This window comes from Acinetobacter sp. Ver3 (genome assembly GCF_000632455.1).
Taxonomy (GTDB): domain Bacteria; phylum Pseudomonadota; class Gammaproteobacteria; order Pseudomonadales; family Moraxellaceae; genus Acinetobacter.
Genome location: NZ_JFYL01000024.1, coordinates 20713 through 40279, shown reverse-complemented (window position 1 = coordinate 40279; position 19567 = coordinate 20713). Strand labels below are relative to the sequence as shown.

At 38.9% G+C, this 19567-nt stretch carries 15 protein-coding genes; 2 read left to right on the top strand and 13 right to left on the bottom strand.

The features are described 5' to 3' along the window. Positions 1–117: 117 nt before the first annotated feature. The 8 genes from CL42_RS08345 to CL42_RS08310 form a co-directional block, all read right to left on the bottom strand. A complete protein-coding gene (locus tag CL42_RS08345; protein WP_035267104.1) occupies positions 118–900 on the bottom strand; it encodes a hypothetical protein in 783 nt (260 codons plus the stop codon). Between the two features lie 23 nt (positions 901–923). After that, complete coding sequence (locus CL42_RS08340) at positions 924–1916, bottom strand: restriction endonuclease (RefSeq protein ID WP_035267103.1); 993 nt, start codon at positions 1914–1916, stop codon at positions 924–926. A gap of 74 nt (positions 1917–1990) precedes the next feature. Continuing rightward, positions 1991–4630 carry a bifunctional aconitate hydratase 2/2-methylisocitrate dehydratase gene (locus tag CL42_RS08335; protein WP_035267102.1) on the bottom strand — a complete coding sequence of 880 codons (2640 nt, stop codon included), beginning with the start codon at positions 4628–4630 and terminating at the stop codon, positions 1991–1993. Between the two features lie 290 nt (positions 4631–4920). Continuing rightward, a complete protein-coding gene (locus tag CL42_RS08330) occupies positions 4921–5190 on the bottom strand; it encodes a hypothetical protein (RefSeq protein ID WP_035267100.1) in 270 nt (89 codons plus the stop codon). A 142-nt stretch (positions 5191–5332) separates the two neighbouring features. Next, positions 5333–5710, bottom strand: coding sequence for a hypothetical protein (locus CL42_RS08325; RefSeq protein WP_035267099.1), 378 nt, complete (start codon positions 5708–5710; stop codon positions 5333–5335). 73 nt (positions 5711–5783) lie between these two features. Then, positions 5784–6218, bottom strand: coding sequence for an I78 family peptidase inhibitor (locus tag CL42_RS08320; protein ID WP_035267098.1), 435 nt, complete (start codon positions 6216–6218; stop codon positions 5784–5786). 118 nt (positions 6219–6336) lie between these two features. Beyond that, positions 6337–10860: a translocation/assembly module TamB domain-containing protein gene (locus CL42_RS08315; RefSeq protein ID WP_035267097.1), complete on the bottom strand. Its 4524-nt coding sequence runs from the start codon at positions 10858–10860 to the stop codon at positions 6337–6339. Between the two features lie 42 nt (positions 10861–10902). After that, a complete protein-coding gene (locus tag CL42_RS08310) occupies positions 10903–13659 on the bottom strand; it encodes an autotransporter assembly complex protein TamA (protein WP_035267096.1) in 2757 nt (918 codons plus the stop codon). A 176-nt stretch (positions 13660–13835) separates the two neighbouring features. Here CL42_RS08310 and CL42_RS08305 point away from each other — a divergent pair, with 176 nt between their 5' ends. Together CL42_RS08305 and coq7 are read left to right on the top strand one after the other, a co-directional pair. After that, entirely contained in the window at positions 13836–15155 is a 1320-nt protein-coding gene (locus CL42_RS08305) for an MFS transporter (RefSeq protein ID WP_035267095.1), read from the top strand. A 4-nt stretch (positions 15156–15159) separates the two neighbouring features. Next, positions 15160–15795: a 2-polyprenyl-3-methyl-6-methoxy-1,4-benzoquinone monooxygenase gene (gene coq7 / locus CL42_RS08300; RefSeq protein ID WP_035267094.1), complete on the top strand. Its 636-nt coding sequence runs from the start codon at positions 15160–15162 to the stop codon at positions 15793–15795. A 27-nt stretch (positions 15796–15822) separates the two neighbouring features. On the opposite strand, the gene CL42_RS08295 is transcribed toward coq7, so the two are convergent. From CL42_RS08295 to CL42_RS08275, 5 genes are all read right to left on the bottom strand, one after another. After that, complete coding sequence (locus CL42_RS08295; RefSeq protein ID WP_035267093.1) at positions 15823–16371, bottom strand: DUF2799 domain-containing protein; 549 nt, start codon at positions 16369–16371, stop codon at positions 15823–15825. Between the two features lie 146 nt (positions 16372–16517). Then, positions 16518–16973 carry a 2-amino-4-hydroxy-6-hydroxymethyldihydropteridine diphosphokinase gene (locus CL42_RS08290; protein ID WP_373683270.1) on the bottom strand — a complete coding sequence of 152 codons (456 nt, stop codon included), beginning with the start codon at positions 16971–16973 and terminating at the stop codon, positions 16518–16520. Next, positions 16930–17310 carry a dihydroneopterin aldolase gene (gene folB, locus CL42_RS08285; protein ID WP_035267091.1) on the bottom strand — a complete coding sequence of 127 codons (381 nt, stop codon included), beginning with the start codon at positions 17308–17310 and terminating at the stop codon, positions 16930–16932. The genes CL42_RS08290 and folB overlap by 44 nt, the downstream gene beginning before the upstream one ends. A 119-nt stretch (positions 17311–17429) precedes the next feature. Beyond that, the gene (locus tag CL42_RS08280) at positions 17430–18728 is read right to left on the bottom strand and encodes an ABC1 kinase family protein (protein ID WP_035267090.1); all 1299 of its coding nucleotides are present in this window, start codon (positions 18726–18728) and stop codon (positions 17430–17432) included. Positions 18729–18767: 39 nt separating this feature from the next. Beyond that, positions 18768–19547 (bottom strand): HesA/MoeB/ThiF family protein, encoded by a 780-nt coding sequence (locus CL42_RS08275; RefSeq protein ID WP_035267089.1) that lies wholly within the window; start codon positions 19545–19547, stop codon positions 18768–18770. Positions 19548–19567 lie beyond the last annotated feature (20 nt).

Here is a 19567-nt window from a genome sequence, read left to right as displayed (position 1 = left end):
GTTCATTTAAGTAATTTTCAATAAAATACATGATATCAAATTTGACTTAATGTAGAGTTAAAATATAAATAGTATAAACAATTTATATGAATTCTAATTTATTTAAAATTTAATATATTAAGCAATTTTAAAATTCTCCATGTACTCTTTTCCTTTATTTTCTAATTCAAAAATCCTCCCCTCTTTCCCAACATCTCTGATTAAACCTTTTGATTTTAAAGATTTGAGGGCATCTGCATAATTTAGATAATCTCTCAAATTACTTTCTTCCACATATTCTTTTGATCCAATAGTTATACTAGGTCTATATGAAACTTCATCTTTTCCAATATATTTACCTTCATTAGCGTAAAGATATTCAAGAATATTTTTCTCATAAATTGTTAATTCTTTATACTGCTTTATATTCTCATTATGATCTAATTGATTTCTTTCCTGTCTTAACTTATCTATTTCAGCTCTTAAAATTTCCCTGGTATTTTCGTCATTAATTTGTTCAATATCTACATCACGCTTTGCTTGGTCAATTAACTCTTTCTCTTTATTTGCCAACTCTAAAGATCTTTCTTGCTCTAATAGATTTTTTTCGGCCAAATATTTATGCTCTCTTTTTAGATCCTGTGAGTTCAGACGTTCATAAGCAGACCTTGAAATCCACCCAAATAAAACTTTTAACCAAGGCGTTACCAACATTATTGCAACTGCCGTAATGATTGGAAAAACAATTAAACTTAAAAAAGTTGTTTGATCATCAAATAAAAAGATTTTTTCTTGCGCTGTTCCTTTAGCAAAACACAATAAAAATAAGGCACGCCAATTAAATGCTAAAAACGCTAATAAAAAGAATCCCCAATATGGTTCTTTAACGCGTGTATTAATTGCATCAATCAAATCTTTCATTATTATTCTCGTTCTAGATAACTTTACACCCAACTCAACTTAGGAACATCCACAATGCCTAGTGCTTCTTTAGTCGATGATTTTAATTTTGATAAATTTGCATAAATCCAATCAACCAATTGCTCACCTTCCATAATATTTACTTGGTTTAACTCAGCAAATTCTTTCGACTCTTTTGAAAGATATCCTGTTGTTATAACCCATTTGTAAGTTCTGATACCTATTTCTTCTTCATAGGCAATCAATTGGTTTATTGCATGTTTATCTGTTTCCCCCCTATGATGTTTCACTTGAACTAAAATATTTTTTAAAAATGGGTTGTTTTCTGATGTTGCTTCTATATCAATATCTGCTATGCCTTCACCATTCTTTTTATCTAAGATCAATACACTTGAGTAACCTTGTATTTCTAAGAGTTCTTTAATCAATTCCTCTAAACCCCTACCGCCAGCTTTTAAACGTGTATTCCCTTTCCATAAGGCATTCAATAATTCTGTTTTAAATTCATTTTCATATTGATCTATTTTTTCTTGAAAACTACTCTTTATATCAAAATCCCCTAAGTCCTTTAAGTTTTGAATAATATGATCTATCTCTTGGGAAAATCTTGTTAGATCACCTATTGTAGTTCTAAGCTTTAATCTGCTCTCTAAATTTTCTTTTAGCTTAGAGCGTGGAATATAAATTACTTTTCCATCTTTTCTAAAAAACTCTACATCGATTTGATTAGCACCATGTCCTCCTTTAAATAGAGGATCATATTTTTTGGTTCCTATTACTTTAGCAATCGCAATCTTTTTACCTAAAGGAACAATAACAATATCTTCACTCTTTAATTCAAAATAGTTCTTAACTTGATTAGTCATACGACCAATCGAACCATTTTTTTCGATAATTTCTTGAATCACAGTTTTTATATTTGAATGTACTGAAAAGTTTACCTGCTTCCAACCATATCCAATTCTATTCTCTTTTATTAAAGATTCTGGACTTCTTACCATTAAATATTTTTTCATTTTTTAACACACAAAAATAAGGGCTGATTACTCAGCCCTTATTTCTAACTCAATATAAATTATTTTTCAATAACTTAGCTTAATTGAGCAGCAGCAATTTTCTTCGTATCAACGTCTTTAGCAGCGTCTGTATAGTCGTTCATTTGATCGAAGTTCAAGTACTTGTAAATATCCGCAGACATGCTGTCGATTTGAGCAGCATACTGTTGGTATTCTTCAGGAGTTGGCAACTTACCAAGTACCGCAGCAACAGATGCAAGCTCAGCAGAAGCCAAGTAAACGTTCGCACCTTGACCTAAACGGTTCGGGAAGTTACGCGTAGAAGTAGAAACTACAGTTGTATTTGGAGCTACACGTGCTTGGTTACCCATACATAATGAACAACCTGGCATTTCAGTACGCGCGCCAGCTTTACCATAAGTATTGTAGAAACCTTCTTCCATCAATTGGCGTTCGTCCATACGAGTTGGAGGAGCTAACCAAAGACGAGTAGATAAAGAACCACCAGGTACTTTGTCTAAAAGTTTACCAGCTGCACGGAAGTGACCGATGTTCGTCATACAAGAACCGATGAATACTTCATCAATTTTGTCGCCTTGAACGTCAGAAAGAAGTTTTGCATCATCTGGATCGTTCGGGCAGCAAAGGATAGGTTCTTTGATGTCAGCAAGGTCGATTTCATACACTTTCGTGTATTCAGCGTCAGCATCAGCTTTAAGAAGTGATGGATTCGCTAACCATTTTTCCATGTTCTCAACACGGCGCGCCATAGTACGAGCATCGCCATAACCTTCAGAGATCATCCACTTCAACATCGTGATGTTTGAACGAAGGTATTCAGCAACTTTCTCTTCAGAAAGTGTGATCGCACAACCAGCAGCAGAACGTTCAGCAGAAGCATCAGAAAGTTCGAACGCTTGTTCAACAGTTAAGTCAGTTTCCATTTCTGATAAGTCGATCTCTAAGATACGACCAGAGAAGATGTTTTTCTTACCTTTCTTCTCTACAGTTAAGTCACCTTCTTTAATTGCGTAGTAAGGAATCGCATGTACTAGGTCACGTAAAGTGATACCAGGTTGCATTTTACCTTTGAACTTCACAAGAACTGATTCAGGCATATCAAGTGGCATAACACCAGTTGCTGCAGCGAACGCTACAAGACCAGAACCCGCTGGGAAAGAAATACCGATTGGGAAACGAGTATGCGAGTCACCACCAGTACCTACTGTATCTGGAAGAAGCATACGGTTTAACCAAGAGTGGATAATACCGTCACCTGGACGTAGTGATACACCACCACGGTTCATGATGAAATCAGGAAGCGTGTGTTGCATTTGAACGTCAACTGGTTTTGGATACGCAGCAGTATGACAGAAAGATTGCATTACGAGGTCAGCAGAGAAACCTAAGCAAGCTAAGTCTTTCAATTCGTCACGCGTCATTGGACCTGTTGTATCTTGAGAACCAACAGTTGTCATCTTAGGTTCGCAGTAAGTACCTGGAAGTACACCTTGACCTTCTGGAAGACCACAAGCACGACCAACCATCTTCTGAGCAAGCGTGAAGCCTTTGCCAGTTGCAGCTGGTTGAACTGGAGTACGGAACAAGTCAGAAGCAGGAAGACCCAATTCTTCACGTGCTTTAGTAGTCAAGCCACGACCAATGATCAAGTTAATACGACCACCCGCACGTACTTCGTCTAGAAGTACTGGAGTTTTTAACTCAGCTTCAGCAATTTGAGCGCCATCTTTGAACGCTGTAACTTTTGCAGTCGCTTTGTCAATCTTTAACGTGATTTCGTCGCCCATGTTCATGTTTGCAACGTCGATCTCAACAGGTAACGCACCTGCGTCTTCCATAGTGTTGAAGAAAATCGGAGCAATCTTAGAACCTAAGCAGTAACCGCCTTCTTTCTTGTTTGGAATGTGAGCGATTTCGTCACCGAAGAACCAAAGCACAGAGTTTGTAGCAGATTTACGAGATGAACCCGTACCAACAACGTCACCCACGTAAGCAACAGTATTGCCTTTCGCAATTAATTCTTTGATTTGAGTTAATGGACCAACTTCACCTGGAACTTCTGGCTTAATACCATCACGTTCGTTTTTCAACATTGCGTTAGCGTGTAACGGAATGTCTGGACGGCTCCAAGCGTCTTGTGCAGGTGACAAGTCGTCAGTGTTAGTTTCGCCAGTAACTTTGAAAACTGTAAGTTTGATTTCTTCTGGAACATCTTTACGGCTAGTGAACCATTCAGCGTCAGCCCAAGATTGAAGAACAGCTTTCGCGTTTTCGTTACCTGCTTTTGCTTTATCAGCAACATCATGGAACGCATCGAAAACAAGAAGTGTTTTCTTAAGCGCTTCAGCAGCTAAAGCACCAAGCGCTGCGTCTTCTAATAATTCAACTAAAGGAGCAACGTTGTAACCACCAAGCATAGTACCTAGTAAGTAAACCGCACGCTCTTTAGAAACTAATGGAGAAGTCGCTTCACCTTTCGCCAAAGCAGCCAAGAAAGCAGCTTTTACGTAAGCAGCTTGGTCAACACCTGCTGGAACACGGTTTTCAAGCAAATCAACTAAGAATGCTTCTTCGCCAGCTGGTGGATTTTTTAATAATTCAACTAATGCAGCTGTTTGAGCGTCATCAAGTGGCTTCGGTGGGACTCCGAGTGCGGCACGTTCTTCAACGTGTTGGCGGTAAGCTTCTAGCACGGTGTTATTCCTCTTCTTTAAAAAATTACTTGCAATATCCTGCTTATAAAGCCTGCAAATAATATGGACTGCTAAATTTTACTAAAATTCCGGTTAAAAGTTAATGCAAGAAGAGTGTTTCTTTGTGATGACCATTATTTTCTTACTAAATGATCTCTCTTCTGATTACTCATTGCTCAATATGTTGTTTTATCGAACAATTCTGACATTAACATGAAGCTTTTACGGATCTGAAATAAATAAAAGGCAACAAGATGTTGCCTTTTAAATCCTTTTTTGACTATTCAACCTTAGTGGACAGTCGTGCGATCTAAATATTGTTGCAGACTTTCTCGTGTTCCTTCAAATCTGACCAGAATTTCATCATCATGTAGCATGCGGTGTTCGGCACAAGCAAAACTAATGTGTACCTGATAAATTTTGGCATGTTCATTGATCATATTTTTAAGATAGACTCGATCCCCTAGACTTAGAACGTAATGGCTGCCATTAATTACAGCAACACCATTGGCATCTTCAAGCAGAAGATCGGCATTATTCAGGTATGCGACCACTTCCATTGTTCCGCTCCTTTTGTTTTATTTATCTTATTTTTATATAAGCTTTTCTATTTTAATGCTAATTAAAATTTGTAATTAATTTCAACAAAAAAAGGGAAACTTACGCTTCCCTCTTTTTTATGATCAATCTTTTTGTAGCGCCTTAAAACTGTTTGTAGTCAGGCAGATTATCTTTATCGTAAGGAGTGGCTAAACACTCATCCGTTGCTTCTTTTTTGAATTTAGCCATTAATGCATCACGATCCACTTCTAATTGATTCGCAGGATAAGCATAGACCTTCTCAATTTGAGCATCTACAAATTTCTTCGTCGTCGGATCGGTCAGTTTAGAAGCATGTTCGACCGCTGCAGTTTTCTCGATACCATTTTGACGGTCTAGCAAAATAGAGCGTGCAGCATTACCAATACTGGTACAGTAACCATGCCAGACTTCTTCAGGGGTTAGTGGCTTTTTTTCTTCACAAGCACTGAGCAAAACGGCTGAACCAAGTACAGCACCCAGAATCACGAATTTGTTCATACATCTCTCCTGTTGCGGCTATGATAATCGAGTTAAACCGAATAGGAAATCGTGTAATGACATTTCTTGTTCATTAGCCACAGTTTGAGCGAATAATTTTATTCTGATCATCCACGGTTACTGTAATACGATCATTTCGATAATCCATAGTAACCAGATCATTTGGTCCGACCCGGCGAATAATTTTGGCTTTGGTTTTATTCAAAATCTGTTGATCATCAAGATTATGCATGCCGACTAATTTTTTCGCTTCTTCAGGTTTGCAAATATTTTGATGATGTCTAAATAACTCCCATTCTTCTACCACAACACCATCTGGCAACTGGCAATAACCCACTTGACCATTTGCCTCATCACGTATTTCTAATTTTCCACCTTGTTGAACACAAAATTTGCTTGCAGGATTAGCCATTCCAATTTTTGGAGTAAGTTGCTCAGTTTGAGTGGTTTGACAGCCCGCCATGAGTGTTGCAGCTGTCATCGCTATGAATATTGCAATTGTTTTCATTTTTTAATTCGTTCTTTTCCAATAAATTTTAAGTCTAGCATTTTAACAATAGAGCTTAAATTTAATTTCGGTTTCTACAGTGCATTAAAAAGGGCTTCGATCGAAGCCCTTTTACCTTTTAGAATCGCCAATTGTAGAAAATATCAATGGCTTTTTCTAAAGACTGACTTGCTTCCAGATAGAGTCTTTGGTTCATCTGATATCGTAGCGTCAATTTATTGACTGGCGTAAAGACACCAACACCATAACGGATATATAAATCAGGGGTCAGATAACCTGTCACACTCACTTGAGTGTCATCACCTGTTCCTTGCGCATCAAGTGCAAGACCACTTAAACCAAATGTCTGTCCAATTTGATTGGTTAAAGCACGTGTACCACCAAGCCCTAAGCTAATGCCCGCTGCAGCAATGGTATTGTTCACATCTGACTTAAAGCCTTCTGCTTGACTCAAGCTACTTGAACCTTCATTGATTCGACCTGTAATCAAGGCATTCATTGCTTCTTGTTCAGATAATCCCGCATCATTAAATACTTGGATATTTGGACTACTTGCGGTTCCAGTAACACGCACCCCAACTGTACTGCCTGAAATAAGTTTACTTGCTTCAACCTCAAGGGTTGGGTTGGACAATGCGCCATTGAAACGTGCAATTGCACGACTTAATTCTAAAGACTGCCCATAAGCTTCAATGGTAACGCGCTTACTTACACCAATCGCACCATTGGCACGCATGGCAGTTTCTAATCCGCGTTGCGTTAAATAAATTCGCCCAAGTAATGGAATACGACTATTAAAGCCTTGGAAAATCACTTGGTTTCCTAAATTTAATTCTAAGTCAGCGCGGATATCCCATGGCTTTGCAGCCTTAAGTACCGCGAGTTGATTATCACCTTCACGTACCACTCGAACATCGGCTGATAAAGGCACTACGGACGCGCTCGATTCTGGCATTGAAATCAGCGCACGCGGAACTTCAACTTTACCATTCAAAGTTAACTGCTTACTGATAGGACGTGCATCTAAATCCATTTCAGTGTTCAGAACAGCTGTGATTAATGGTGCTTGGCGAATAAATAAATTATCACCTTTGAGTTTTAAACGAATTCTAGGATCATTTTTCCAATCGATATCACCCGTTAACTTGCCCACACCTCGACCACTGTTGAAAGCGCCATCGATCGTCGCTTGGTTTTGACGAATAGATGAATACAGCTGAATATTCGTGAGATTAACAGGTAACGAAATCATGCTGATTGAACCATTTTTAAGTCGCATTTCGCCGTTAAATAACGGTTGAGTCAATGTCCCACTGATTTTACCCGCAAGGGATAAATTACCATCGATTTTACGCACATCCGAAATAAATGGTTTTAAAATTTTCAGTTGTACTTGACTCAGAGCAACTTCACCACGCATTGGTTTCGAATCAACAAATGGATTCACCACAACATTTGCATATCCAGTCCCAATATTCGGAGCTTTCAAATCAGCACGAAGTAATAATCCTTCACGAATACTTCGCGCAATAAGACTTACTTCATCGTAGTTCATTGTAGTGCTGATATCATCAGGATCGGCAGCTGCTAGACCCACAACACCATTACGCGTAACAAGTTTGGCATCGATTTTTGGTTGAATGCCTTGCCCCCAAGACGCTTTAGCATAACCATCCAATTTACCCGTAATTGCGAAACCTTCAGGCATAAATGCGGCAAAGTCACCAAGATCTAAATTCCGACTCACAAATGAGGCGTTACCTTTGGTCTTACTCACACGTAAAGGCTGATCAAAGCAAAGTTGGCTCTGATTACTGGTCCAGCAATGAGCACCCACAAATAATTCTGTTTTCGCAGTATTATAAATCACAGGGGCAGGTTGAGCCTGTTTCAAATGCGCGCGTGCTGAGTCAAAGTCACCTTTTTGAATTTGACCTAACCAATCATTCGCAGGATTAAATCCACCTGCCAGTTGCACATAAAATTTAGACAGCTTGTTCGAGGCTTGCACTTTCAATAAATGTGCTTTTCGCGTACCAGCAATTGAGACTTCAGCGTTTTGAATCTCACGATTGCCACTTCTTAAACTGTCCATTCTTGCAGTTAATGCAGTAGGCACTGTGTCTGAAGTTGGTAATTCCCCTTGGATGTTGAGTGATTTGATACTGACAAGATCATTGAAACCAAAGTTATTCACCTTCACATTCGCAGTTGCGGATAATCTCGGTTGAGACTGCACATTAACAAAACCTTGCGCACGACCACGTAAACCAGGATAAAGCTCAAATAATGCAGGCGCGTCAATCTTAACGCGAAGATTCTGAGCATTCCCTTCGGCCTGAATCTGATTCTGCGCATACACCAAATACAAATTATTGGCTTCAAACTGTTGTGGTAGGAAACCTGTCTGATTCGAATTAAGAATAACAGCAAGATTACCTTTTGCTCTCAGCGGTTTTTTATTGATCATGCCAGCGAGATTGAGTCGATCAATATTAATTTTTTTCAAACGATCTGACCAAACGCCATCCGTTTTGACATTACCTGAAATTTCACCTTTAACACTTGAAACAAAATAATGAGGCTTAAAGCGTATTAAAGAAGCATTAATGTCCCATCCGATTCCATTGGCTAAATTGACTAAACCGTTGGCATTGATCTGACCTGCAGCACCCTGATGTTTAAATTCAGAAATATTGATGCGCTGAGGGGTGCCTGCTACACGTATTTTAAGCTGACCATCACCTTGTGGCAGTTGGCTTGCATGTAATGCACCATCATAATTGACTGCGAAGCCTTTAAAGCCACCACCCGACTTTTCATCATGTAGAAGAATGGCTGCTGTACTTGAGCCAGTCAGCTTAATTGTTTCCGGTGGATTTTGATTGGCGAGCTGACCTGAAAGATTGATCTGATTTAACTGAATAATTTGCTGGTTAGGTCGAGCAAAGCCACTCGCTTGAATTTGTCCATTTAATAAATTTACAGGAGCAGCAGCACTGATGGTTTGCGGATTAAAGTCTTTTGCATTAAGCACCGCATTCCACCTCAACTGTCTTTGATCAGATGGTAATTCAACCTTGGCATTTGCTTGTAAAGATCCTTTTCCATCTGCTTGATAGATAAATGAAGGAACATGAAGATCATTCCCTTTAAGGTCTAATTGGGCATTGTATTTGCCAGCAGGTAAAGTTCCTTTTTCATTTGCACCAACTACGGTTGCCACATGAATATTTTGTTGACCTTCAACTAAAGCAAGTTCTACATCCCCAGATTCACTACTTAACCAACCAATGTACGGAACAGCACGATCAATATTTTTCCAAGCGACATCTAGCAACATCGGATTCGGTTTATTATTTTTTTGTTCAGCTTGATTAAGCTTTAAATTCCAAGTTTCATATTGGTCGAAATCAATAAGTGCTGTGAGATCTAATCCCTTCTCTAACGAACCTGCTGAAGCGATTTTGGCATCCAAACGTTCTGGCAGAAAATCTTGCACCACTTGTGGAATCACTTTATCTTTTGGATTGATTTTATCTAAGCGACCTTGCACATCCCAAGTGACTTTATCCTTCCACCCGACGACACCCACAAGATTCAGCGCCCCGTTCATCAATTGACCATTCAGGTTTGAAATATTCAATTGCTTGACGAGATCTGTATGCGCCAGCGCAGTATATTGTCCTTGAGGAATATTTTTACCAGAAATATCGGTGTTAATATCCAAATTCAAACGTTGGATATCTCCAGAAAACTTAGCAACTCCTTGTTTAGATAAGAGCTCCTGCTCTAGCATTAAAGGCCAGTGATAATCTTTAAAGTTTAAAGCACCTTGCATCGGTACATTTTTTCGAACTGGATGTACCACTGCCCAACCTGTTAATAAATCAGGGGTACGCGTGGCAATGCCCGCTTGAATGGTATCTAAAGAGCCTTTTGCATGGAGATAAATATCCTCAACGTTGATCGACTTTAAAGATGGGAGTCTTACAACTGCTTGCGCATCTAACGGATATTTACCTTTAAAATCCATCTGACCTGTTGCTTTTTTTACAGACAAATAACCCATATCAAACTGCGAGTCTTCAAACTTAAGCTCAGTACCAGACCATAGTGCTTCGTTTAGGATAATGTCATTAAATTGCACTTTAGAACTTGAAGTCTGAATGACCAATTGATCGATATCGGCATGATCAACACGTAAAACAAAAGGGAGTTTGATTTCACTAAACTTAAATGGCTCATCACTCGGCGGTGACTTGTTAATGACACGCAAATTTCGGACATCAGCACGATTCAAATGAATTTCTTTATCTAATATGGCACGCCAACCCAAAGTGACATCAGCTCTATCAATTTTCACATCAACTGATTTCAGCGTTACCAATACATTTTTTAGAATAATGCCTTGAAGTAAATTTCCACCTTCATATTCATACTGAATAATCTGTTGAGTGGACAAAGCACGGTCAAGTAAGAATTTACTGCCTTTGTCTGTTGAAAACATTACGGCAAGCGAAGCCACAAAAAAGATCAGAATAAATAAAATGATCAGCAATACACGGCGTAGTAAACTTCGCTGTGGCGTCACGTTTTGATCAGGTTGTTGCTCAGGTTGCTGCTCGATGTCTTCAGCCATACTTATTCCAAAAATGATTGAGTACTTTTATTATCTTAAATATTAAAGTTGCGGCCCGATAAAGAAATGTAGACGAATAGGTTTACCAGGATCAGATATCCCCGATGCCACATCTAGACGAATTGGACCAATTGGAGAGTTCCAGCGGATTCCTGCTCCTATGCTATATTCAGTATCATTGGTAAATTTTTCATCATAAGCATTACCAAAATCACTAAATAACGCTGCGCGCCAACCTTCTTTAAATTGGTAATTGTACTCTAAAGTCCCAATCGCACGCGCTTGACCTCCGACTTTATATCCAAATTCCACAGGGGACAAACTCTTATAGTCAAAGCCTCGTAGACTTTGGTCACCCCCTTCAAAGAATCTCAAGTTATAGGGCACTTTTTGAAAATCTTCTGTGATGATATAACCGAGGTTTGCCCCACCAATGAATTGATGATCATTGTTACTGCCTATTGAATATAAAAATTTCCAGTTCGCATTCACAATCGCCATATCAGCATCGGATAGCAGGCTTTCACTCCCCAATTGGATTTTGTAGTTTTGTTTAAATCCTTTTGTCGGATTTAATCGATTATCACTGGTGACTTTAGTGGCTTCATAACCAAGTAATAAAGATTGCTGCTCATCATTACCCGTTGCAACGACAAACTCTGGGATTTCATCCCAATTTGTATCTGGGTCAAGTGTCTCAGGAATATCACCTTCAATCGTCATACGATCTAGACGATAACGCACACCAAAAATATGCTGCCAATCACGACGCGCACCTTTAATAATTCTGTCAGCTCCGGCAACGGCGGATTCCACGATGAGATTTAATCCATTCCCAATTTCATCACGATCTTCACGCTCGTAACCACCCACTAGACTGACATAATCATTTAATGGGTGTTTATATGGAATATTATAACGACCATCAATTGATTGTCTGACTTGTGACAACTCTAAGTTTGCATCAAACGAATGACCACGATCATTCACAATAGAACGGCGGTACTGACTTCGTAAGCGCACACCTGTATCAGTACCATAACCAATACCCGCTTCAACACTATTTAATTTATCCGCATTCAATGTCACGATGACAGGGATTTTTTTCTCTTCACGTGCTAAGGCTTGTAAACGCTCGGTTTCTTCCTGCTTGGCTTGCGCTTGATTATCAGCATCATTACGCTCTTGCAAAGTACGACGTTCATTTCCACCCGCAAATTGAGTTTCATCTGCTACATTCTGCGTGACTTCTTCTGATGAACTTGCCTGTTGTTCAGCCTTTTCTTGACCTGTTAATAAACTTCGATCAATTTTTTGCTCATCCACTAAAGCCTGCAAATCAGGTGCGAGTTCAAGCGGCTTAATGATTGGATCAGGTTTAACAGCGTCAACAAGGCTATAGTTAAAATAACGTGAATTGGTTAAGTTGTTGGCTAATACATTTACACGCCATGCGGTAAAGTCTGCACCTTCTTGCCAAGGAGCTAATGTTCTTAAAATATCTTCACGAATCGGTAATTTTTTTGATGGATCACTCATTCTAAACTGCACATCATCCAGCTTATAACGTTCACCTGTTTCCATCTTCAAATTTATATCTGCTTGATTTTGAGGGCGGGCCAACATGACATCGTGCATTCGCCAATAATAATCAAAGAAACCGTTGTTATTCGCCGCTTCAATGATTCGAGCTTTTGTCGCTTCGTATTTACCATGATCGAAAATATCACCCACCTCCAAATCAGGAAGCACTCGAATCACTTGCAATTGAGCAAGATTCTGCCCAGGCCCAGTAAATTCAATATTTTGTTCTCGTACCACTACTGGATTATGAGGTGTGACATTGACACGTACTCGGTTATAACTGACTTTTTCAAACTTAAATTCAGCATCGTAATAACCTACGGCTTGTGCAGCTTGGACAGTCATATTACGGAGTTGCGGGACGGCAGCATTGAAATCTGAAAATGACTCAACTGTGAATGAAGATAACTTTGCTTTGATATTGTCCGCGAGTGCTTTAGGTGCGCCCGTAACATCTGCGGTAATACGTGGCACAGCAGCGGGCTGATTAAGACGTGGAGGACGTATTTTGTAGAAAATGCGTTTAAACACATTTACTTTTTCTGGTTCTTTATTTTCAGGTTCTTGGGTTTGAACAGATAATGAACGTCCTTCGGCATTTTCAGACACCTCAATCTGACGATCAGACTGAATATTTTGCATCAACTGATCAATGTTGACTGGCGCTTTTGTTAACTCAGCCTCTGTAATGTCATTCGCAGGTAGATCTTGTACTTGAATGGCTGGAGTCGTCAGACCCGATCTGAAATTTTGCGCTTGCTGCTTGGCTTCTTCAGCGACTGATAAAATTTCATTGGCAAGTCGAGGGTCCACACTTTCCTCAGGCAGCAACTCCAAATCATCAAATTCTATCGGCTTAAATTGCTCTTGTGGACTCAATTGCTCTTGCTGCTGAAGCATTTCATAACTATTAAAATCATCTTGCCCACTCAGCTGATCTATTTTTTGATCAATACTTTCAATTTTCTCTTTTGACAATCCCTGTTGCTGCGCAACGTTTTCTATTTTTTGTTTATTATTTTCGATGGCTTGTACGGATGTCGCAGGCTCAAGCTCCTGACTTGAAACCACTGTGTCGGCTGCAAATAACACAGGTGAAGAAAGCGCACCTAAAAAAACACTTGCATATAACCATTTATTGATATCATTTGATATCCATGTGTGCTGTACACATTGGGAAAGTAATGATTTTTTAAATTGTGTTTTCGATGGCATACTGCGCTCTGAATACTTTATATTTTAAATAGAAAATACGGATTTTTCACTCAAGCTAACTGAATCAAATTTCTAGTATTTTCAAAATTTTTAGGATGAAAATATGATACATGATTTTCCGATATTGTTACTAAATCATCACATTTCTTAATAATTTTTAAAAAAGCTGAATTGTCATGCAAAAACAAGAGCATCTACTGAGTTCGCGCCGTTTTTTACCTATGTTTTTGACTCAATTTTTTGGGGCCTTAAACGATAATGTCTTTAAACAATCCTTATTGCTCGTCATTACCTATGGTTGGATTCAACAACAGACCGCAAGCATAAGCACACTGAATAATCTAGCTGCACTTCTCTTTATTCTACCTTACTTCATTTTTTCAGCGACTGCAGGACAAATTGCAGACAAATATGAACGCTCTTTCTTGATTCGTAATATCAAATTGCTTGAAATCTTGATTATGCTGATCGGTACTGCTGGATTTTTACTCGGCAATTTATGGCTATTGTTATTTGCATTATTCCTCATGGGGACACACAGTACCTTCTTCGGACCGATTAAATACGCCATTCTCCCTGAAATATTAAAACCGAATGAATTGATGTCGGGTAATGCTTTATTCCAGTCAGGTACTTCCATTGCAATATTGATGGGGATGATCTTGGGTGGTGTAGTGATTTCAAACTCTGAAGGCAACTTAGTTTGGATCAGCCTGACGGTCGTGACCATCGCGATACTTGGTTATATTTGTAGTCGCTTCATTCTCAAACAAAAAGTCCGTGAAAATCATATCAATGTCGATTGGAATTTCTTTCGAACCAGTTTTCAAACCATACGTTATGCAAAAAGCTTACCCCTCATCTTTACCATTTTATTGGGTAATTCTTGGTATTGGTTTTATGGCGCGACTTATTTAACTCAAATACCTCAAATGACTCAGCAAAATCTTCATGCTAACGAAAATGTGGTTAGCCTCCTCCTTACCTTTTTTTCTGTGGGTATTGGTGTAGGTTCATTGCTATGCCGAAAAATTGGTGGCTCAGAGGTTAATATTAAAATGGTGCCTATTGGTGCAGTAGGCTTAACCGTTTTCGCCTTCTATTTAGCAGCAAGTTTAGCCTTTGTTCCTGAAAGGACTGGCGATTTTATTGGCATATCAGACATGTTTAATTCTGGTATGATTTATTATCATGTGATGATTGCAGTTACTTTATTGGGGATCAGTGGTGGTTTTTATATTGTTCCGCTGTATGCCATGATGCAAGCCTATTCACCGTGTTCACATCGTGCTCGAGTAGTGGCTGCTAATAACATTATGAATGCAGTATTCATGGTGTCTTCTGCTATATTCTCCATTATTATTTTAAGTATCTTAAGTATTGATATTAAGATTCTATTCAGTATTACAGCAATATTGAGTGCTCTGTACACGATTTGGTTATTAACACGCTTAAAACCAATGTTAAAAAATGCTCAAATTGATTTAGAGGATTAAGGTTATGCGTCACTACACAGGTCTAGATAAATTTATCCATTCATTTGATCAAGCACTGCGTAGTTTGGTACCAGGCACCACCACCTCACAACGTGAAAATCCAGCAAGTCAAGCAGAGACTCATCTCGCAGTGAGCGAAGCAAGGCATGTTGCTGGACTCATGCGTGTTAATCACAGTGGTGAAGTCTGTGCTCAAGCGCTTTATCACGGTCAAGCATTGACAGCTAAGTTGCCTAATGTTCGTCGTGAAATGGAGCATGCCGCGATTGAAGAACAAGATCATTTAGCATGGTGTGAAGATCGTTTAAAGGAGTTAGATAGTCATACAAGTCTACTCAATCCTGTATGGTATGGTCTTTCTTTTGGTATGGGTGCGATTGCAGGTATTGCTGGTGACAAATACAGTTTAGGCTTCGTTGCAGAAACTGAACGTCAAGTGAGTCTGCATCTGCAACACCATCTCGATCAACTCCCACCACATGATGCCCGCTCTCGTCAAATTTTGACACAGATGAATCATGATGAACTTCAGCATCGAGATACTGCACTAAATGCAGGTGGTGTGGAATTACCAGCTGCGGTCAAAATCGCAATGACGGGTATATCCAAACTCATGACCAAAACAAGTTATTATATTTAAAAAAACGCGGCTCATGGGCCGCATTTTTTATAGATGATGGAATCGTCTAAACTTATTTAATTCACGCTCAGCATGATTGAAATTCAAATCTAACCGCAATTTATCCTGCTTTAAGGACTTTATTTTCTTAAGATACTCTTCCCGCTTTTCTTTGGTGATTTTGTCATCCAGCAAGTAATCTCGATATGTTTCAATTTCTTTATCTTTATCATCTTTGTCTTTCTTGGAACGATAGTACTGATCGGCCACATTATAAAAGGGTGCTAATTGGGCATGTAACTCTGATGGACAAACCCTATACCCACCTCTTCCATCCAAAGCTCCATCGAAAATAACTTCGGGTTGACAATATGAACGAAGCCCAATTTGGTAACCTTGTTCATATAACTTGTGATCAGGTTCAATATTCACTTTTGAACAGGCTTTTTGATGTTTAACAATGCGATTCGAATAACCACTGCTTCCATCTTTTTCACCTATTTCAGACCATTGAGCAGTTCGACACTCTTGAGGGGAAAGCGTTGCACAACTTGAGAGGAACGCCAAAATTGCGCTTAACACAATAATTTTATACATCTTCTTGATATGGAGCTTATTTATTTTGAAGTGCCGTATTATAAAAATTAGCCCATTTAAAAGAAGCCGATTATTGTTACATCACAGCCTATTTCCGTATCAAAGACATATTTGATCAATGCTACCGATGGACTATTCGGCGAAACTCATCCTATTTTAGAAAATGAACCATCTAGTGACACTTGAGGAAAATGATGCGCTTCATGCTCAAATAATGGATTTTCCCAAATATCAAACATTGGAATTTTAACATCTAAGGCTAATGGCATTTTTTTTGGATTAAATTGCATATTTTGGAGCGTATTTCCCCATGCAATGAGATCTACATCCAAAGAGATATCATGTGACGGACGGACTCGACCAGAAGCTTTTTCCAGCGCTTTTAAAAGATTGGTAATTTCATTGACTTGCTGCTTTGATTCTAATAAACATGCAGCATTCCAATAATCTTGTCCAACACCATCTCGACAAGGTATGACATAGATGGGAGAACGCGTAATACAACCTAATGACGCAATTTGTTTTAATGCATTCACCAGATGATTGTGCGGTTGGCTATTACTCGCCAATGCTAGTGCGTAAATCATTACGGTGTCTTTCAAGACGAATTCCTACTGAATTGGCTTGTGGAATAATGGCAGGCTTACGCACAGTAATTTGAATAAACTCAATTGCTGGATATTGGTCAAACAAAGCTTTGAGGACAATTTTTGCAGCAAATTCAATTAATTCAGGTTGAGCTTTTTGAATCGTCTGAGTCGCGATTTCACAAATTTCAGCATAATTTAAAGTATCAGCGAGAAGATCTGAATTTGATGCCTGCTCTAAATTAGTCGCAATATGAAGATCAAGCAATAATGGTTGAATGATTTGCCGTTCCCAGTCAAAACATCCGATGACTGTTTCAACTTTCAATCCTTCAATTAATATGGAATCCATCTTCAATCATGACCTTTTCGTAAACTATCAAACAGTGATAGCAGACTTGACGGGAGGCGATAAAAGCAAATCCTCTTCTATTGAGGATTTACTTTAATATTTTAACACTTGTTTAAGATTTAATGTTTCAACAAAAGATTAGGATCGATTGTTTGTACCATTTGTAGGCGCTGATCTGCATAAATATCAGTGTACGGCGCAAGAATTCTCATAAAACGATCAAAATAAAGCATTTGTTTAAACAGCAATGCGAAATCCCGTGGGAAACGGATGCCATGACGCTCACCTACAGCCACCATATCCATCATGATGTCATTTAAGTCGGCTGGATTAGATGACAGAATTTGCTGAGGATCAGCGGTGAGTACGCCACTGAATAATCGTTCTAAATCGTTTGCCAAAACTGTTGTATCAATTTGCGTATTGGTCATGCCCATTTTCAGCATATTTTCAGCCATCAATGGATAATTGGTATTTTGCAATGCATCCATAAAAGCAATACATGCAGTCCATACTTCAGGCTTTAATTGTCCCACAATACCAAAATCAATGAATCCAATGCGACCATCATCCAAAAGCATGAGGTTGCCAGCATGTAAATCTGCGTGGAAACTTTCACACATCATCAAACTACCAAACCATGTGTTCATGGCAGTAATCAAAACCTGTGATGGGTCTTTAGAAACTTGACGAACCACATCGAAATCCGTCAACGGCACGCCATACAGACGCTGCATTGTCAGGACACGACGTGTGGAATATTGATGATATACCTTCGGTGCAGTCGCTTTAGTATTTTGAGTAATGTGCAGATAATTAACAAAATCATCAATATTTTTTGCTTCTTCAATAAAATCAACTTCACGAACCATACGTGTTTTGATTTCTTCAACTATATCCGCAAGTGAAGCAAATTTTACTTTAGGAACTGCCTTCTCTAGAATCTTGGTCGCCCAATGTAGGACATTTAAATCCGTATAAAGGATGGTTTCAACACCAGGTTTTTGCACTTTGATCACGACATCTTCGCCGCTCACCAATTTAGCAGCATGCACTTGTGCGATCGAAGCAGAAGCTAATGGCGTTTCATCAATAGATGCGAAAATTTCACCTAAATCGCGACCCTCAAACTCAGCATTCAAGACACTTTCAATATAGCTAAATGGGAGTTTAGGTGTCTGATCTAAACACCCTTGAAATTCCTCAACATATTCACGTGGAAATAATGAAGGCGTGCTGGCAATAAACTGTCCCAACTTAATATACGTTGAACCAAGTGACTCGAAAGTTTCGCGCATTAATTTCGCATTACTCGGTTTTTCTGTCGCGTATTTAATCCCTGCTCGCGCAGCAATGACCGCAGTTTCACCTACTCGGGCCACTGAGCGTAAACCATCTAACCAAATATTATTTTTCATAATGTCGATATTAAATTTCGATATGTTGAGTGTAGCAAATTAAATTGTCTTTGCGGATTGACTGCTGTGACAGATTTGACATTCTTTATCCTTGTCAAAATTCAAAATTCGCTGTTGCATGTTCAATCCATTCCATAGAAGGATCTTCTGTTTTAATGGTGTTAAATTTAACCCCAGATATAATAGCGCATGATGTGCTTGCATACTTGCCATCAGGTTAGGAGTTGTTGCTAAAACTCCTGAATCTGCACACCTCAAACTCTCATCTGCATGATCTTCTTTGGGAAAAAGACATTCATAACACGCTGATTCACCATCCACCATAAATAACTGCCCCTGCAAACCAATCGCAGATGCACTGATGAGTGGAACATTCGCATCCTTACACATTTGATTGACCAAATAACGGGTTTCAAAATTATCACAACCATCTAACACAAGATCTTGCTGTGTAATCAGTGCGGCAGCATTATTAAAATCAATTTTTGAAGTGATGTATTCAATCTTAATATAAGGATTAATTTGAGAAATTTTCTTGGATAAAACTTCAGCTTTGTAAAAACCCACATCATGATGATCAAAAGCAATTTGTCGCTGTAAATTACTGATTTCTACAGTATCAGCATCGATGAGTGTCAACTTACCTACACCTGCTCTTGCCAACAACTCTGCAGTCAAACACCCTATCCCACCACAACCAATAATAAGCACATTGGACAGTTTTAATCTTTCTTGTGCATCAATATCCCAATCCTCTAGTAATATTTGTCTTGCGTACAACTGTAGCTCAACATCACTCAGTTCAATGCTATCACTCACCTAAACACCCTGATTACATG

What these genes read in the sequence shown, in the direction of transcription:
- CL42_RS08345 (WP_035267104.1), bottom strand. Translation starts at nt 900, where the DNA reads ATGAAAGATTTGATTGATGCAATTAATACACGCGTTAAAGAACCATAT.
- CL42_RS08340 (WP_035267103.1), bottom strand. Translation starts at nt 1,916, where the DNA reads ATGAAAAAATATTTAATGGTAAGAAGTCCAGAATCTTTAATAAAAGAG.
- CL42_RS08330 (WP_035267100.1), bottom strand. Translation starts at nt 5,190, where the DNA reads ATGGAAGTGGTCGCATACCTGAATAATGCCGATCTTCTGCTTGAAGAT.
- CL42_RS08325 (WP_035267099.1), bottom strand. Translation starts at nt 5,710, where the DNA reads ATGAACAAATTCGTGATTCTGGGTGCTGTACTTGGTTCAGCCGTTTTG.
- CL42_RS08320 (WP_035267098.1), bottom strand. Translation starts at nt 6,218, where the DNA reads ATGAAAACAATTGCAATATTCATAGCGATGACAGCTGCAACACTCATG.
- CL42_RS08315 (WP_035267097.1), bottom strand. Translation starts at nt 10,860, where the DNA reads ATGGCTGAAGACATCGAGCAGCAACCTGAGCAACAACCTGATCAAAAC.
- CL42_RS08310 (WP_035267096.1), bottom strand. Translation starts at nt 13,659, where the DNA reads ATGCCATCGAAAACACAATTTAAAAAATCATTACTTTCCCAATGTGTA.
- CL42_RS08305 (WP_035267095.1), top strand. Translation starts at nt 13,836, where the DNA reads ATGCAAAAACAAGAGCATCTACTGAGTTCGCGCCGTTTTTTACCTATG.
- coq7 (WP_035267094.1), top strand. Translation starts at nt 15,160, where the DNA reads ATGCGTCACTACACAGGTCTAGATAAATTTATCCATTCATTTGATCAA.
- CL42_RS08295 (WP_035267093.1), bottom strand. Translation starts at nt 16,371, where the DNA reads ATGTATAAAATTATTGTGTTAAGCGCAATTTTGGCGTTCCTCTCAAGT.
- folB (WP_035267091.1), bottom strand. Translation starts at nt 17,310, where the DNA reads ATGGATTCCATATTAATTGAAGGATTGAAAGTTGAAACAGTCATCGGA.
- CL42_RS08280 (WP_035267090.1), bottom strand. Translation starts at nt 18,728, where the DNA reads ATGAAAAATAATATTTGGTTAGATGGTTTACGCTCAGTGGCCCGAGTA.